Annotated in this window: 16 protein-coding genes and 2 pseudogenes; 8 read left to right on the forward strand and 10 right to left on the reverse strand. The window is 66.5% G+C overall.

The genetic code is table 11. From position 1 onward, the window contains the following. Positions 1-66 precede the first annotated feature (66 nt). The gene (locus tag ACWCPW_RS32775; protein ID WP_449765184.1) at positions 67-807 is read left to right on the forward strand and encodes a DUF6585 family protein; all 741 of its coding nucleotides are present in this window, start codon (positions 67-69) and stop codon (positions 805-807) included. 306 nt (positions 808-1,113) lie between these two features. Here ACWCPW_RS32775 and ACWCPW_RS32780 read toward each other — a convergent pair whose 3' ends face one another. From ACWCPW_RS32780 to ACWCPW_RS32795, 4 genes are all read right to left on the reverse strand, one after another. Next, complete coding sequence (locus ACWCPW_RS32780; protein ID WP_449765185.1) at positions 1,114-1,410, reverse strand: hypothetical protein; 297 nt, start codon at positions 1,408-1,410, stop codon at positions 1,114-1,116. Further along, positions 1,407-1,598 carry a toxin-antitoxin system HicB family antitoxin gene (locus ACWCPW_RS32785; RefSeq protein ID WP_449765186.1) on the reverse strand — a complete coding sequence of 64 codons (192 nt, stop codon included), beginning with the start codon at positions 1,596-1,598 and terminating at the stop codon, positions 1,407-1,409. Before ACWCPW_RS32785 ends, ACWCPW_RS32780 begins: the two co-directional genes overlap by 4 nt. Before the next feature lie 148 nt (positions 1,599-1,746). Then, positions 1,747-2,421, reverse strand: coding sequence for a peptide deformylase (gene def, locus ACWCPW_RS32790; protein WP_449765187.1), 675 nt, complete (start codon positions 2,419-2,421; stop codon positions 1,747-1,749). Positions 2,422-3,480: 1,059 nt separating this feature from the next. Then, positions 3,481-4,755, reverse strand: a complete 1,275-nt coding sequence (locus tag ACWCPW_RS32795) for a rhomboid-like protein (protein ID WP_449765188.1) — start codon at positions 4,753-4,755, stop codon at positions 3,481-3,483. 363 nt (positions 4,756-5,118) lie between these two features. Here ACWCPW_RS32795 and ACWCPW_RS32800 point away from each other — a divergent pair, with 363 nt between their 5' ends. Next, positions 5,119-6,126, forward strand: coding sequence for a GNAT family N-acetyltransferase (locus ACWCPW_RS32800; protein WP_449765189.1), 1,008 nt, complete (start codon positions 5,119-5,121; stop codon positions 6,124-6,126). Positions 6,127-6,316: 190 nt separating this feature from the next. Here the strand turns inward: ACWCPW_RS32800 and ACWCPW_RS32805 are convergent, their stop codons facing one another. Continuing rightward, positions 6,317-6,796 (reverse strand): pyridoxamine 5'-phosphate oxidase family protein, encoded by a 480-nt coding sequence (locus tag ACWCPW_RS32805; RefSeq protein ID WP_449765190.1) that lies wholly within the window; start codon positions 6,794-6,796, stop codon positions 6,317-6,319. 262 nt (positions 6,797-7,058) lie between these two features. After that, positions 7,059-7,982: a helix-turn-helix domain-containing protein gene (locus tag ACWCPW_RS32810; protein ID WP_449765191.1), complete on the reverse strand. Its 924-nt coding sequence runs from the start codon at positions 7,980-7,982 to the stop codon at positions 7,059-7,061. Positions 7,983-8,167: 185 nt separating this feature from the next. Here ACWCPW_RS32810 and ACWCPW_RS32815 point away from each other — a divergent pair, with 185 nt between their 5' ends. From ACWCPW_RS32815 to ACWCPW_RS32825, 3 genes and pseudogenes are all read left to right on the forward strand, one after another. Continuing rightward, on the forward strand, positions 8,168-8,497 hold the full coding sequence (locus ACWCPW_RS32815; RefSeq protein ID WP_449765192.1) for a hypothetical protein: 330 nt from the start codon (positions 8,168-8,170) through the stop codon (positions 8,495-8,497). Beyond that, complete coding sequence (locus ACWCPW_RS32820; protein WP_449765193.1) at positions 8,498-8,743, forward strand: hypothetical protein; 246 nt, start codon at positions 8,498-8,500, stop codon at positions 8,741-8,743. Beyond that, positions 8,689-8,919, forward strand: a pseudogene (locus ACWCPW_RS32825) (ATP-binding protein); the annotation flags it as partial. The gene ACWCPW_RS32820 and the pseudogene ACWCPW_RS32825, both read left to right, overlap by 55 nt. A gap of 160 nt (positions 8,920-9,079) precedes the next feature. Here the strand turns inward: ACWCPW_RS32825 and ACWCPW_RS32830 are convergent. The 4 genes and pseudogenes from ACWCPW_RS32830 to ACWCPW_RS32845 all read right to left on the reverse strand — a co-directional run. Continuing rightward, positions 9,080-9,565, reverse strand: a complete 486-nt coding sequence (locus tag ACWCPW_RS32830; RefSeq protein WP_449765194.1) for a hypothetical protein — start codon at positions 9,563-9,565, stop codon at positions 9,080-9,082. After that, positions 9,562-9,708: a hypothetical protein gene (locus ACWCPW_RS32835; protein ID WP_449765195.1), complete on the reverse strand. Its 147-nt coding sequence runs from the start codon at positions 9,706-9,708 to the stop codon at positions 9,562-9,564. Before ACWCPW_RS32835 ends, ACWCPW_RS32830 begins: the two co-directional genes overlap by 4 nt. Before the next feature lie 390 nt (positions 9,709-10,098). Then, on the reverse strand, positions 10,099-11,343 hold the full coding sequence (gene nhaA / locus ACWCPW_RS32840; protein ID WP_449765196.1) for a Na+/H+ antiporter NhaA: 1,245 nt from the start codon (positions 11,341-11,343) through the stop codon (positions 10,099-10,101). 313 nt (positions 11,344-11,656) lie between these two features. Beyond that, positions 11,657-11,875: pseudogene (locus tag ACWCPW_RS32845) on the reverse strand (acetate--CoA ligase family protein); the annotation flags it as partial. 589 nt (positions 11,876-12,464) lie between these two features. Between ACWCPW_RS32845 and ACWCPW_RS32850 the strand changes: the two are divergent. The 3 genes from ACWCPW_RS32850 to ACWCPW_RS32860 all read left to right on the forward strand — a co-directional run bounded on the left by ACWCPW_RS32850 (position 12,465) and on the right by ACWCPW_RS32860 (position 15,618). Beyond that, a complete protein-coding gene (locus tag ACWCPW_RS32850; protein ID WP_449765197.1) occupies positions 12,465-13,214 on the forward strand; it encodes a hypothetical protein in 750 nt (249 codons plus the stop codon). 108 nt (positions 13,215-13,322) lie between these two features. Further along, entirely contained in the window at positions 13,323-13,754 is a 432-nt protein-coding gene (locus tag ACWCPW_RS32855) for a hypothetical protein (RefSeq protein ID WP_449765198.1), read from the forward strand. 625 nt (positions 13,755-14,379) lie between these two features. Beyond that, entirely contained in the window at positions 14,380-15,618 is a 1,239-nt protein-coding gene (locus tag ACWCPW_RS32860; protein WP_449765199.1) for a PP2C family protein-serine/threonine phosphatase, read from the forward strand. The last annotated feature ends 98 nt before the right edge of the window (positions 15,619-15,716 follow it).

Below are 15,716 nucleotides of genomic sequence, written 5' to 3' on the forward strand. Positions count from 1 at the left end.
ACGCACGGATCATGGGAAGGCCCGGCGCATGATCCTCATCCCCTGTGCCTCGACCCGAAATCCTTCATGTCTGCATACGGCTCAGCCGCTCCTTCCGGATTGCTTTCCCCCGAGATTGCCGCCGCGGCTTCATCGCAGCAACTCGGTGCGCATCGGCGGACGTTCACGCCGAAACGCGTCGGCAACGCCCTCTTGGTCCTGATGTTCACCGGCGTCCTCATCGGCATGGCGATGCTGGTGGTGCCGGGGCTCCTCCTGCTGTGGCGGATCCTGACACACACCCCCAACTTCTCCCGCAGACAGGCGGCGAAGCGGCTTCACTTCTTCGAACGCGGCATCGTCGTCGCCGGCGAGGAAGGACCCACCGACACCTTCCGGTACGACTCGGTGACGGTGTTCGCCGACGTGGTCTCCCAACAGGTCGACGGCTCCCACACCGGCACCTTCCACACCTACAGACTCTCGCGTGCGGACGGCTCCCTGCTCAAGCTCACGGGGTTCTACGAACACCCCGAACAATGGGCGGGGTTGCTGCAACAGGGGCTGGTGGAAACGCAGTTCCCCATCGCACGGAACGCGCTCGCCCGGGGAGAGCAGCTCCGATTCGGCCAACTCGTCATGGACCGGAACAGCGTCACCACGCCCAAGGGCACCGCTATGTGGCATGAAATCCACCGTGCCGACGTCGAGAACGGCGTTCTGGTGTTGGGCAAGGGAGCGGCGTCGTCCTGGTGGCGGATGCATGTCCGAAGAATCCCGAACTTCCCGGTGGCCTTCCTCCTCGTGAGGCAACTCCGACGAGGTTGAGCACGTTCCTCTACCGGCGCTCGCGAACGGGACTGTGGCGTCCCGGGCGACCCACCTCGTACCGAGAAGACGGCGGACGGGGTCCGTCACGGCGGCTGCAACATGCGGCGCCCCACGGCCCGGTTCGTCAATCCGCGACACCTCCCGAAGCGGGCGAGGTCAGGGCGACGGATGACTCCGTCACAGCCGGTGGTATCGAGTGCTCCACCTCTCGCGTGGGCTCGTGGCCGATCGGCCGTATCCGGCGCACCGTCCGGCGGGACGTGGGAATGTGCGCCGGGCGTCGCCTTACAGGTCCAGGACCGCTTACAGGTCCAGGACCGCGCGCAGGGCCTGGTCGACGCGTTCCATCACCGCGGGGTCGACGGCACCGACGAGCTTCGCATCGTCGAAGCGGGTGGTGCGCAGTTGTTGGAGGTTGACCGCCACTGCCGTGCACGGCAAGGGATCCTCGACGACGACGGACATCGCCGTATCCGGGTAGCGCCCCGCAGGATGCAGCACGATCGCCAGGAGCGCCGCATAGGCCTGTTCGAGGCCGTCAAGGGAGACGATCAGGACGTCGCGGCCGTCGCCGAGAGTCCAGATCTCGCCTCGCCTCACAGGCTGTCGCCCTCGTCGCACAGATCCTCACCCAAGCCGAGCTCGGCCAGGTGTCGGGCGGCGTCCAGGACGGCTTGCCTGCGGGCGGCTCGGACGATGTACGCATTCAAGGACAAGCCCGCCGCCGCCGCACCGGCACGGATCGAGGCGTCCAGGTCATCCGGGATTCGCAGCGTCATCACCGTCATGCCACCAGCCTAGCAACCACAGTCCGGTGGCGGCACTCGGTAGCAAAAAGTCCTCGGAAGGCAGGCCAGTCGTCGTTCCCGCCCCGCACACAACCGGCCACAGTCAACGCGCTGCCCAGCCCGCCTCGACCAGCAAAGCGACGGAGTCCTACTTGCCCAACTGCTCGGCCAAGGCGGCGCGCCGGGCGAAGACCTCGTGCTGCGACCCGTCCATCTCGCGCAGTGCGGCCTTGCGTTCCCGCGCCGGGAGGCGATCCACATACAGATGGCCGTGCAGATGGTCGATCTCGTGTTGCACGCACCGCGCGAGATAACCCCGAGCGTCGATCACGAGCGATGCGCCGTCCTTGTCACGCCCTCGCATGACAACGCGGTCCAAGCGTGGCACCGCTCGATGCCCCGCTCCCGGTACCGATAGACATCCCTCTTTCGGCGCGTCGACCAGTGTGCGCTGCCCTACCGGAACATCCTCCAGGACGGGATTGGCGACGTGCCCGACATGCCGCACGCCCCACTCATCGGTGATGTCCCACACGAACACTTGCATGTCCACGTCGACCTGATTCGCGGCCAGTCCCACGCCCTCCGCAACACGGTTCGTGGCGAACATGTCGTCGATCAGTCGGGACAGGTCCGACGTGCCGAACTCGACGACCTCGCGACACCGGCGACGCAGTATCTCCTCCCCCGCGGTGGTGATCCGGCGCAACGTTCCGCGCACGGCCTCCGGAGGGACAGGCGGGTAGTGGTCGACGGGTTCACCTTGCACACGCGTCCGACGATCCCGAGATACGTCAGCGCTGTCGCCAACCCGAACTGTCATGTCACCTGTTCCGTTTCATGTCTGCTCCGGGAGAAGCGCCTACAAGACCGGGCTCGCTGATCTCTCCGGCGGAATCGCTCGAGGAACGCCATACGGATCGTGGCCGGCACACGCGGGCACCCATCGCATGTCCGCCTTCGAACGTCGACGCCTTGAGGCAATCACCGACGGGCTCCGGTTTCGGATCTCATTCAAATCCGTTCGAGCGCACCTGTCTTGGAAATAGGCGCCGTGCGCGTCAGTGGACCGCGGGTCCGCCGTAGCTCGGCGGCCCGACCCGTCGTGGCACACGAATCGATGCCGATGGACCGCCGCTCAGGTCGTCGCCGAATTCATGGTCGGGCATGCGTCCGCTTGAGAACGTGACGAACATGATGCCGATGCGTAATGAAGCGCTACTTCATGAGATTGCGGGCAAGTCTGGCAGAAGCACCATCGATTTGCCTCCGCTGCCGCCCGGGCCAGTGCTCATCGGGGCCCACTTGGCGGAGGACAAGTCCATTTCGGTGCGGACGCTCGGCTCGTCAGCCACCAGTACCCGAACCGGTTCCTCAACGGGGTACTCGACGAGGGAGCGGGCGCCGCCGGCGTCGGGTTCGCGTTCCCGTTGGACGCCACCCACACCAACCAGGGGGAACTGTTGGAGATCCGGGGGTGGGGCAACCGCGAGTCGAACTGCAGGTTGACAGGGCCGTGTCTGTTCGAGGTGTCAGCTATCACTTGGTGCACCCGGAGCGCCAAGGTGCACGCTCTCTCCCGGTGACTTCCCTCGGTCCTGTTGGTTCGTCGCGACCGGTGACGGCTCGAATCGTCGGCGAAGACATCGAAGTCGTAGCCGTCGAGCCCGGGCGGCGAGCGACCGCGACCGTGCCGGGGCCGGCTTCGGAGCGGGCACCCGCGACCACCTCGGCGAGCCGATGTCACACGATGTGGGCAGGCAAACATCGCCCCGACACGGCCCCTCGAATTGCGCTCGGCGCCGTGAACGCGCGGTCGGCGTTCGCGAAATCGCGTCTGCCGACCACTGCCGGCACATCCGCCCCGAGCGGGATGCAGGGCTCACGCCCCGACGGCCTCGTTCTCAGTGATGGACTTGATTCGACTGAGCCCGGCAGACAAATCCTTGCGAACTTCACGCTCGAACAATCGCGCGAATGCCGGCGCCAGCGTTCCGTAGAACGCCACGCTATGGACAACAAGCGTCTTACCGTCGCCTGCGGGTCGAAGTTCGTACTTCAGCCACAGGCGACACAGCGGCAGCCTGAATTTTGTCGTGAACGACACCCCGTCGACGACCTCGAGTATCTCCATTCTCGATTTCGGCCCGTTCCTAGATTTGAGAAACCCACGCCCTCCGGTCTCGAACCTGTCGACGGCTGAACGATGAACAGCGCGATCCCACCGGGACCAGTTCTCAACGTCGGAGTAGATCCGAAAAATCGCCGCAGGGGTGGCTGCGACTTCGATTTGATCGGCATAGGTGCGCCGACTCATGGCGCTTTCCTTGTGGTCACTGGGATCGGCGGTGTCGTGATGAGCCGCCGACGGGGGCTTGGTTACGTCGGCGTCACGGCGACCGTAGCGCGGCAGGCGGGCCGCGCTCCATCGAAGAAAGGTAGACACTGATGATTGTGGGGGCCGTTCCGTGACCCGGTCCGACGTTCGGGTGCCCTCGGAGGACCCCGTTTCCGTTCTGGCGAAAATCCTTCCCAGGATCGCCGCAGTGGCGAAACTTGCCGAATGGCCAACGGGCTCGACCTCGAGAGTATCGATCCCGTGCAGAAGATATTCTGCTTTGACGCACAGGCAGGATAAGGCGGCAAATCGCCAGAACAGCACCCGCCCGTACAGAATGACTGCGGCCAAGGCTGCCACGTATACATAGGACGTCCCATAGTCGTCCATCGAAGCCAAGGCGGCCGGCGCCTTGTCGCCAGCGATTCGCACGGCCAAGATCCCTTGGCTCAAGAACGTGGCCACCATATGCGCCGAAAAAACGATGACCAGTGCTCGGATATTTCCGAATCGTAAGGAAAGTGGAAAGAGCGACGACAGCAGCAGGACGGGGATCCAGGGTCTTGACCTTCCCAGAATCAGACACGAGGTCAGCAGTGATTCCATGGGATGGTTCCGCAGATTGATCAGATTCGTCGAACTCCATTGTACAAAGGCTTGATATTCCGCAGGGAGAACCGTCGCGGACAACAACGACAGACAAGAAGCCAGGAGAATGAAGGAGATCGGAAAAATGCAGCGATGCAGTCGCAATGTTCCCCCCGGGAGGCCATGGGTCGACACCACGACCGCGTACACCCCTGTCTCCGCTCGATGCATGACGACTGCCGCGAAGTGCGCCGAACGTGGGATCGCCGGTCACCGAACTTCGCCGTACTGTTCACGCTCGAACCACGGCTACTGATCGAACGGAAATCGGTTGGACTGTCAAAAGCCTGACCAGTGTGGGTGGAGCAACTGAAGGTGCTCTAGGAAGAACGCGACGCCCGGCAACGTCGGCGCATCGTCACCGAGTCGTCACGTTTCATCCGATTACGAGGGATCAACGCCGTCCCGCGCGAACATGTCGGCCAAGCCGAGGGCGGCGCCTACCCGGCGGCGATCCAGGACGTTTCCACGCATTCAATCGGATGAGGCGTGCCTCCCACCTCTGGTGCCGGTGGGGGCGGTGCGAGTGTCCGGATGAAGGAATCGGTCGACGGCCTGGTCACCCGCACGGTGACGCCGACGGTGCCGGTCACAGCCACGGACGAGCTGACCAACCTCGGCTTCTCGCTCCACCAACTCATGCACGGCATCAAGGACTGGGCGGAGACGCACATGGACGAGGTACTCACCCGTCGCGAGGAGTATGACGCCGCCTCATCCGAGCGCCGACCTCGACGCGACGCCGACAACCATCATCCGGGCGCGAGGGCTGCGGCTTCGCTACGTGTGCCGAGACGTCGAACAACAGCGGGGGCTGCTCGCCACCGCGGGTCATCGATCGACTTCTCGGGGCGCCCCTGTCGTCTCGTCGGGCCTTGGGCGTGCGGGAACGTGCCAAGCGCGATCGCTGCGTTCGATTTCACCCGTCGACGGCCGCGTCGGGCTCAGGGGTCTGGGCTATCGTCCGATGTTGTGACTGAACCCGAGATCACCATCGCCACTCCGGCGGAGCGTACACAGGTCATAGCCTCGCTGGTCGCCGCGTTCACCGACGACCCGGTTCTGCGCTATCTCTTCCCCGACAAGAACTATCCGGCTCACGCCGCGACCTTCTTCGGTCGTCTGTTCGATAAACGGGTGCACAAGAAGACGATCTGGACGGTTGGGCACGGCTCCTCCGTCGCGATCTGGGAACCCCCCGCCACCGACGACGACCCGTCGAGTGAATCGTGGCACTCCCCGCTCCCGGACGACGCGCTCGCCCGGGTCCACGCTTACGACGGGGCCGTGCACAACGCGCTGCCGACCGAACCCTTCTGGTATCTCGGCGTCCTGGGTACCCACCCCGAACACGCCGGGCGGCGTTGGGGCCACACCGTCATGAAAGCCGGATTGCGACGCGCCGCCGAGGACGACCTGCCGGCGGTACTCGAGACCGGCAACCCCGCCAACGTCGAGGTCTACCGTCGCGCCGGATGGGAAATCTCGGCAACCGTGACCGAGCCACTGCCCATCTGGATCATGCGCCGGACGCCTCGCTGACCGTCGGCGAGTCTCCGCTGCGTCACCGAGACGAGATGGCTTCCGTGACAACGCGAGAGGGTCTCGGTTGCACCACATCTTCACCGGCTGCCGGGCCATTTCGGCCTCCCGCCCCACACCGGCCGACCGTGAGCCGGTGGCCGGCGTCCGCCGGGCTCGGCGAACGCCGGCTCCCGGGCGAGCCTCGCAATCAGGAAAGATCGATGGAGAGGCCGTAGAGGCGGGAGACGTGCAGGCGGAGTACCAGGCGGCGATCCTTGACCATCTGGTCGAGAAACGCGACCCGGGACTCGAGCGTGTCGAACTCAGGGCTCATACCCAATAGTTCCAGCCCGGTCGGGTCACCGCGTGTAAGGCTGACCGAGGAGATTTCGGCCTCGGCCTCGGCGACGGCGTACCGTAGCGGCGTCTCGCCGACGTGGAGCGAGCAGCGCGGGTCTTCGCGCAGCAGCCGTACCTTGGCGCGACCGGCGACGGTGGAGATTCGCGCGACGCGCTCGGCGGGATCCCAGACGTAGGCCACGTTGGAGAGATGCGGTCGGCCATCGGTCTTGATCACCGACAGGACGCCCATCCGCCCGCCTTCGACGATCTCGAGCAGTTCCTCTTCCGGTGGGACACGCCCCGCCGGCCCCGCACCCGATGGGTAGCCGCCTACCGAATCCGCCATCGAATCCCCTTGAGTCCGTTGGTGGTACACAAAAAACCGAGGTGGCCGACCCGCCGTTCCACGAGCCCGACAGAGCCGACACCTCGCCCTCCGTCCCAACACCTCACGACGGCGGCGGATTCCAGCGGGAGCAGCGGGCGGGCCGTGGATCGGCACCGCACCCGAAATGCAGGCCTGAGCCCGGGCCTGAGCCCGCATTTCCGACACCTGCGGGAGCGCCGTGTGCTCACGCGCGGTGTAGCGGCCATGGGCAGGGCCGGAGTTACCCGACGCCACGAGCCTTGTGGGGCAGCGCGCACGCCCGAAATGCCAGCCAGATGTCGAATCTGGCCAACGGATCGGTGGAGATCGGCTGTCCGAGCACGTCCTCCATGCGCTTGATCCTCTTGCGCAGACCTGCCTCGCCGACGCCGAGGGCCGATGCGGCAGGAGCATTTCGAGCACTGCTCTCGATCCACGTCGCGAGGGTATGGATCCCGGTTTCGAAAGGCAGTTGTGAGAGTGGGCGCAGTCGCGTGCGCGCCCAGGCCCGCACGGAGGGCAGAGCCACGAGTTCGCTGGGCAGGCCGGGTGCCATCGCCACGGGAGCACGACCGGGCTCGTGGGACGCGTTGTGGATGCGAAGGGCCAGCGAAAGGGTCGCCCTGGCGCCCAGGTTCGTCGTGTCGACTCCAAGGAGGTTGCCGAGCAGGCGAACGCGGTTGGCGAGGGTGTTGCGGTGGATCCCCAGCACCCGGTGAGCCGGGGTTGGCGAATGGAGCCAGGCGGACAGGGAGGTAGCCAGTGTGGGCAAGGCCAACCGATGGACTCTCTCCGCCGCGGATAGTGGCCCGAGGAGGGAACGCGCCCAGGGAAGTCCACGATCGATCATCAGCACGGCAGGGTCTGCGCCTGCCTGGCGCGGCCTCCATCCTCGACGGTCGGTTCGCGCGAAGTAGGTTGCCAGGTGGTCCTGTTGGAACGCTGGGTCGATCACGAATCCAACGGAGTGTGCCGCCTCGCCCCGCGAGCCGCCGACTCGGTCCAGCGTGTCTCGCATGTTCGACTTCGTCACTTTCGCATCGGGGACTGGGCTCGCACGCACGTACTCGTCGGCCTTCCGGACGAGCCCCGGACCGCCATCGGCTCGGGTGTTGCTCAGACTCCCGGACGCCTCATGGCAGTCATAGGAAAATGCCGTCGCCATGGCCCGAAAGCGTCAAGGTGCGGATGCTCATCGCGGCCCTGGTGGCTTTGTTGCTGAAGGGGGGTCGTTCTGATGCGTCGGTGGGAGTCGGGTTCCGACCGAGTTTGCGGTGTCTGTTTGTTTTTTGACGTCACCCGGAGCCTTGCGGTGGGACGGTGGACTGTGCATCTGCCGCGGGAGGCCGGATGGGAAAGTCGCAGTCGAAGGTCGACCTGTACGCCGCGATCCGGCGCGACCATCGCCAAATCGGTTTGTCCCAGCGGGCTTTGCGGCGCAAGTACAACGTCACCTGGCGGACGGTCCGGCGAGCGCTGGACGGGCAGTGGCCAGGTGAGCGGAAGCCACCGCGGCGTAGGGAGACCCGGCTGGACCCGGACAAACCGCTGATCGACGGGATGCTCCGCGCAGACCTGGACGCGCCACCGAAGCAGCGGCACACAGCTCAGCGGATCTTCGACCGTCTGGCGGACGAGCACAACGCTGACGAAATCTCTTACGCCAGGGTCCGCGCCTAGGTGAAAGTCCGGCGGCCGGAGGTGCGGCGGAAGGCCGGGCGGAAGGCCGGTCTGGGGCCGCAGGCGCTGTTCGTGCCGCAGACGCATCTGCCCGGGGCGGAGGCGGAGGTGGACTTCGGGGAAGTCCAGGTCGTGCAGCCCGGCCCCGGCACCGTGACCCGGGCCTATCTGTTCTCGCTGCGGTTGTCGTACTCGGATACATGGAACTCGACTGCCGCAGAGCCGAACTGCTGTTCCAGGTACTGACCGAACGCGAAGAGAAGAACAGCGTCGCCATCGCCTCCAACGAGTCCTTCAGCGGTTGGACGAAGACGTTCACCGACCCGCGGCTCTGCGCTGCCATCGTCGACCGGCTCACCTTCAGCGGCGCGATCATCCAGACCGGCACGGATTCGTACCGTCTCGCCCACACCAAAGCTCAAGCCGGGCAAACCTCAGCGGGGTATTACTGCGGCAGGTGTCGACGCTCAGGTCAGCGGGCCTACGCCGGGATCAACGGAGGATCGAGAGCGAGCGTGGAAGGTCATCGTGACCGGTGCGCGCTGCGACAAATGGGCAAGGCGCCGTGTGGCCGTCGCGGGGTCAGCGTGTGCAGAACGCGCAGTAGCCGCCCCAGTCCGCGAGCGCGAGCACGCGGTGTCGGACGCACATCGCCAGCGCGTTGTCGTCGGGCCCGGCGGCGCGTTCGGGGTCACGTCCGCCGCGGACGGGGTCGAACGCCTTGACCATGACCCGGAACCGACGCAAGTAACCGTGGACGTAAGGCGGCTCATACCCCAGCTCGTCCCAGCGGTGTTCCCGCGCCGCGAGGTCGATCGTGCGCAGGATGAAGCCCCTGACCTCAGCCTGCCCTTCGGCCGTACTCCCCCAGGCGATCTCGTCCAGATCGAAGCCGACGCAGCCGCGCCCCACCATGTTCTGGTCCTGCGCGGCCATCAAAGCAGCGAACCGGTACTCGCACGGTTCCCGGGCAAGCAGGCTGACCGCGAGCATCATGACCTCGACGAAGACCTCGGTGCCGCCGTTGGTCAGGTCGAGGCCACCGTCGGGGCCGCCGAAGTGGTTCACGGGCGAACCCGCCCGTCATCCGGAGAAGAGCCTGATTCAGAAGGGGCAGTAGTCCGGGCCATGGCATAGCGATCGCTGTCGATACCCGCGTTGTCCGCCGCCGCCTGGAAGGCGCGCACATCGGTGCCATTGTCGTTGTTCATGCCACCCGTCCAACGCTGTTCTCGTCGGTTGGGCCGAACCAATCATCCACCCGGCCAGGGTTGCATATGGACACACAAAGTCAGCTTGGCCTGTGCCGGGTGACGAGGCCGGCTCCCCTCACCCAGTCCCACAAACAACAGCCTGCCCCATCCGCGAAGAGGCAGGCACGCCTACATGTCCGACCGACCTGCGGCGGGCACATGACACGATGACCGCACGCCGGAAGAGCAGAGCCCCGGCCCGGGGAGCATCGCGACCGAGTGACATCAATTCACATTGACACCGATCCTGCTTCGGTGCCTCACGTGACTCCCGAACTCACGTCGAAACGACGTCCACGGAAGGTGACGCAGGCAGTCCTGGCAACGACCGTGGCGACGCGATGGCGTTCACCGCGGATCCGTCTCCCGGAGCGCGGATTCGGCGAGACGTCGGTGGTGACGGCTGCGGGCACCGAAGACGACGGCCGCGAGCGACGACGCGATGGCGGATGCGAGCAGGACGGCGCCCTTTGCGTCGGTGAGATGGGCGGGTTCGGTGTAGGAGAGTTCGGCGACCAGATGCGAGACGGTGAAGCCGATCCCGCCCAGGATGCCCACCCCGGCGATGTCGGCCCAGCCGAGTTGGGGGTTGAGGTGGGCGGAGGTGAAGCGGGCCGTCAGCCAGGTACCGCCGAGGATGCCCAGGAGCTTGCCTCCGATCAGGCCCGCCAGGACGCCCCAGGTGATCGTACTGGTCCAGAAACCCCCCGCTCCGGACAGCGAGACGCCCGCGGACATGAGCGCGAACACGGGCAAAGCCAGCCCGGACGCAACCGGCCGCAGCACCTCGTCCGTCCGATGTGAGGGGCTGACCCTCTCGCCGGAACGGGTGGTGGTGCGCATGAGCAGGCCCATCGCGACGCCGGCGATCGTGGCGTGGACCCCGGAGGCGTGTACCAGCGCCCAGACGATCAGGGCAAGGGGTCCGAACAGCAACGGCCCCGGTACCGCCGACCGCACCCGGGTCACCGCTCTACCAGACCCGTTCTGCAGATGGCCGAACGTGGCCAGACCGAGAGCGGCGAGGGCAAGCGCCGTGAGGGATAGGTCGCCCGTATAGGCGACGGCGATGACGATGACCGCGCACACGTCGTCCACGGTGGCCAGGGTGAGCAGGAACGTCCGCAGCGGGGCGGGGAGATGCCTGCCGATCACCGCGAGGACGGCGACGGCGAAGGCGATGTCGGTGGCCATCGGGATGCCCCATCCTCCGCCCGCCTCACCACCGGTGCCGGCGTTCACGGCCAGGAAGATCAGGACGGGGACCAGGACGCCGCCGAGGGCGGCCACGATCGGCAGGGCGGCACGGCGTGGGTCGCGAAGTTCACCGTGGACGAGGTCTCGTTTCAGCTCGTTGCCGACGATGAAGAAGAACACCGCCAGCAGTCCGTCGCCCGCCCACGCGTGCACGGGCATGTCCAGGTGCAGGATTCGAGGTCCGATGTGGAAGGTACGCAGGGATTCGTAGGCGGCGGAAAGGGGTGAGTTCGCCCAGACCAGTGCGAACAGTGCGGCGGCGATCAGCAGGGAACCGCCGACCGCGTCGGAGTGCAGCGCGGCGCGGAGACGCGCGAAGCCGGATATGAGGGACACAGGTCCGGAACGGTACCGCCGAAGGCCATCTGTCGTGTCGCGAGCATTCCCGCGTCCTTCGAGGAGTCCGGGTGGCCGACGAATTCAGGGGGTCACATCATGAGGATCTGGGAAACTCCGGCCAACCAGTCGATCACCTCATGGCGCTCGTGTTGCGATCACGGGCTCGGTCGCCGGGCGTTCCGTGTGCCTGGTCCAACGGTCGAGCCGTCCGCTTCCTCGGCATCGTCCTGTACCACCGTCCGCCCTGAAGACGAGCGGCGTCGCCCGATCCCGCGCTGCGGGGATGGACGCGGAATCGGGAATCCGCTTGCTACTTCGCGAGGAAGACGGCGTCCAGGGCGAGCAGGCCGGAGGCCGTGACCCGTACCGGGTTGATGTCGATCTCGCGGATGTGCGGGTTGGCGGTGATCACGGCGCCCAGGTGGATCAGGAGGGTGATCGTGTCGTGCCCGGGCACGGGCGGTCTCCCCCGGGGGCCCGTGCGCAGCGACGCGGGCAGGGATCGATACACGTCGCGGGCGTCGTCCCGGCTCGGCGCGGCGAGGCGGCGGAGGAGCCCGCATCGGAGCCCTCATCCGAGCCCGCCGCGATGCTCGACCGACGAGGCGACGCCGCTCCCGCCTGACCCGACAAACCGGCGGGTACGACTCGCCCCGGGTGGCGCGTTCGTGAGCCCGGGCCAAGTCGTCCTCGCCATCGGTCGTCCCTGGCGGGTCGGGCGCCTTGGCGAGGCCCATCGACGGAACCTGCCTCACGGCATGGCACGGCGGCATCGGCTCCGGGATGAGGCGGGAGGTGTCGCCCGGTGGGCCGAGTCTCGCGCGGACCAGGCCAGGGGAGGAGCCGCTTCGGCGGGGCCGACTCCCGCCCGGCCTTCTCCGGGTTGGTAGGGCCGTGGCGCGGAGGAGGCTTCCGGCGCCGGGCCCGACGGTCAAGCGCGTGGAATGCGGCCGATGCCGCACGGTGAGCGAAACAGTCGCATTGGTGAAGTTTTCTAGACGCCTTTTTGCATTCCTTGATCATTTTTCTATTGCATAATAAAGTAGAATTCTCAGCACGAATGGACCGATGATGACCCTTCTTTTCGCGACCACCATAGACGGCGAATCATTCCGCGTATGAGCCGACAAGAGAGTACGGATGATTCCGCACTCAGGCAACAAGGAGAGCAGGTAGCTCCGCCCGCTGTCGACAACAAGAGGTTGCGGCAAATCCTCGCGGACATATATGTCAAGCCCGGCGCACAGCGATGGGTCGGTAACGGAAAGGCTGCTTCCGCGCTTCGCGCGGAACTGGATGACGGTCGACCCACAGGTTTTCGTGGGACATATCATGCGGTCGACGTCGCAGATCTCCTGGGAAGGCTCGGTAAAGCACTGCGATGGGAATCGGGCCTGAAGGATCAAGACCGATCGATCGCGCTTCGAGAGGCCGGCGAGCTGATGGACGCCCTCCAAACCCCAGACGCCAAGGGCGCCGTAACAGCCTGGCTCGGCGCCAACCCCCAGCGGATGGTGACGGTCGCGAACGCCGTCGATACAGCCAAGGCTCTCCCTGAAATGCAGTCCGTCACGGGGTCGAAGTTCTCCCAGGCGTCATTCCAGCGGCCCAGACTCGAATCCGTGACTTCGGACAGGGGTTTGATGGGTGATATCAAGAGGGTTCTCTCCGACTCGGATTCCGACGCTCGAGAACCTCTCATCGCCGACGTAGCTGCTTTGGGTCTGACCCCGATGAGCTCGGTTTCGCGTTCATCGCCCTCCTCGGATGATGGGCGGGACCATAAGGGACATGTGCTCGCCGAAGCTGTATCGCACAGGACCGGGCGGACGACTCACGGAGAAAGAACGGCCGACCTGGAGCGCTGATCGCCCCTTCCCGCCGACACCGACCGGCCCTCATTCTTCATGCATTCGAAGTGCTGACGACCGCAGTATTTTCAAGAATCGCCCACCCGTAATAGTTTGAGGCGCCGAATGATCACAAACGACGCGAAGTCGAACCGGGATTCGAGCCTGGATTCCAGTGGGTTGTTTCGCTGGCTCTGGGCCTCGCTTCCGGAGACACGTCCCCACCTGGCCCACCTTTTGCGGGATGCCGAACGTGAGGCTGCGGAAAACGGGGAAGATCTGGCAAACGAAATAATCTGCGACTCCGTGAACCCCTACGGCATTCTTTCGGAAGGCTTCTTCTGGCCCGTGGTCGTGGCGTCCGTCGAGTCGGGAGATGTGAGTATGATGGTCAAAATTGCAAACACCATCGAGATTATCCTTGCGTCCTCGGATGAAGATCTGCTGGCTGCCGCCGATTCAAGAGTTGTGGCACCGCTCAGCGGGCAGGCCGAGTACTGGACGGTGTTCCGCCCATTCGCGGGCCCTCGATTGCTCGCGACGGCGGCCTGGATGTAGGCACGGTGCGGGCGGATCGTGAACACCGAAGCGGCACCATCGCCACCACGCACCCGGGGCGCATCCGCCGACCTCGCAGGCATCACACAAGCACGATGCCGACGCGTCGCCGGCGGACCAGGCGGAGGAAGGACTGGAAGCGGGACGTCACCGCGCAGGAGGAGACGCAAGGTGTAGAAGTCGGCACCGCTGCGGCAAACACGGGGCGACCACTCTGTTCCCGGCGGACACCGCTCCGACAGGCGAGTGCCCACCGGGCGTCCGGACAGCGGCCCGCGCCGAAAGCGGCCGCCCGTTCGCGATGGCACAAGTGGCGGTGTTCGGCACGCGTACGGTGGAATGGCAAACGGGCTCGGGGCTTCTTCACCGACGAAGGGTGGTGGCCATGAGCACATCCACAGGCCATCAGGTCGACGGCAGCACGGACAACCGGTCGGACAATCAGGCCCGCCGGCAGGCACGGGCACAAGAGATGCCCCACCGTAATCGCCCGGATACTGTTCCGGTCCTCGGGTCAGCCGGTAGTTCCGGGGCGACCGCGCCTGGGCCGTCCACGGCGCCTGGGCTCGGGACGACGGCCGACCCGCGATTCGCGGACGATCCGGATTCGGGCGCGCAGATATCCGTGTATGACGAGCAACCCCCATGGCGGGTGGACTTCCGGGCGGTGTTCGAGGCGCTGCCTGCCGGCGTGGCGCTGCTGACGCCGGCGCTGATCTACGCGGAGGCGAACCCCGCTTACCTGCGCCTGGCGGGGCGCGGACACGAGGAGATCATCGGCCGGTACATCTTCGACGCCTTCCCCGACAACCCCCACGACGGGTCCGCGACCGGCACGCGCAACCTCGCCGCGTCGCTGCGCCGGGCGGCGGCCGGGCAGCGCGACACGATGGCCGTGCAGCGCTACGACACACAGCGCCCCGACGAGCCCGGCGTGTGGGACGAGCGGTACTGGAGCATCCTCAACGCCCCCGTCCTCGACTCCCGCGGCCGAACGTGCTGGGTGCTGCACCGAGTCGAGGAGGTCACCGAACTCCTGCGCGCGAAAAGCGATTGCCCCGAGAGCCGCGCGGACTTCATCGAGGCCGAACTGTACAACCGCGCCCGCGAGCTCCAAGAGGTCAACGAACGCCTCCGCAGGTCCTACGCCCACGAACGCGAGGTGGCCCTCGTCCTGCAAAGCGCCATGCTGCCCGCGCCGTCGCCGCACGCCGGTCCGCACACCGCGGCCGTGCGCTACCACCCCGCGCAGGGCGCGCTGAACGTGTGCGGCGACTGGTACGACCTGGTCGACCTGCCCCAGGGACGCACCGCCGTCGCGGTCGGCGACGTCGTCGGACACGGCCTCGAGGCCGCCGCCGTCATGGGGCAACTGCGCAGCGCCCTCACCGCGACCCTGCGCATCGCCGACGGACCCGCCCACGCCCTGGAGGCACTCGGGCTGCACGCGCGCTCGGTGCCCGGCGCCGAATCGGCGACCGCCGTCGCCGTGACCGTCGACCCCGCGTGCCGCAGCCTCCACTACAGCAGCGCGGGACACCTGCCTCCCGCCCTCCTCGCCCCGGACGGAACGGTCACCCTCCTCGACCGGGCCACCGACCCCCCGCTCGGCGCCCACCCCGAACACCTCCCCCGCCCCCAGGCCCGGCTCGACTACCCCACCGGAGCGACCCTGGTCCTGTACACCGACGGCCTGATCGAGCGCCGCCACGAGGACATCGACACATCCCTCGCCCGCCTCGCCCTCGCACTCGCCCGCCACCGCACCCTCGACCCCGAATCCCTGGCCGACGCCCTCCTCGCCGATCTCCTCCCACCCGACGGCGCCACCGACGACACCGCCCTGGTGGTCCTGCCGCTGTAACGGAACCGGAACGGGCGCCCGCAGGGTCCCGTCTCCAAGCCGCCGGACATTCGCCGCGCGAGCTGCGCGAGCGTGCCGGTTCGCGCACGAACGCGACT

The sequence above is a fragment of the Embleya sp. NPDC001921 genome (genome assembly GCF_053594475.1).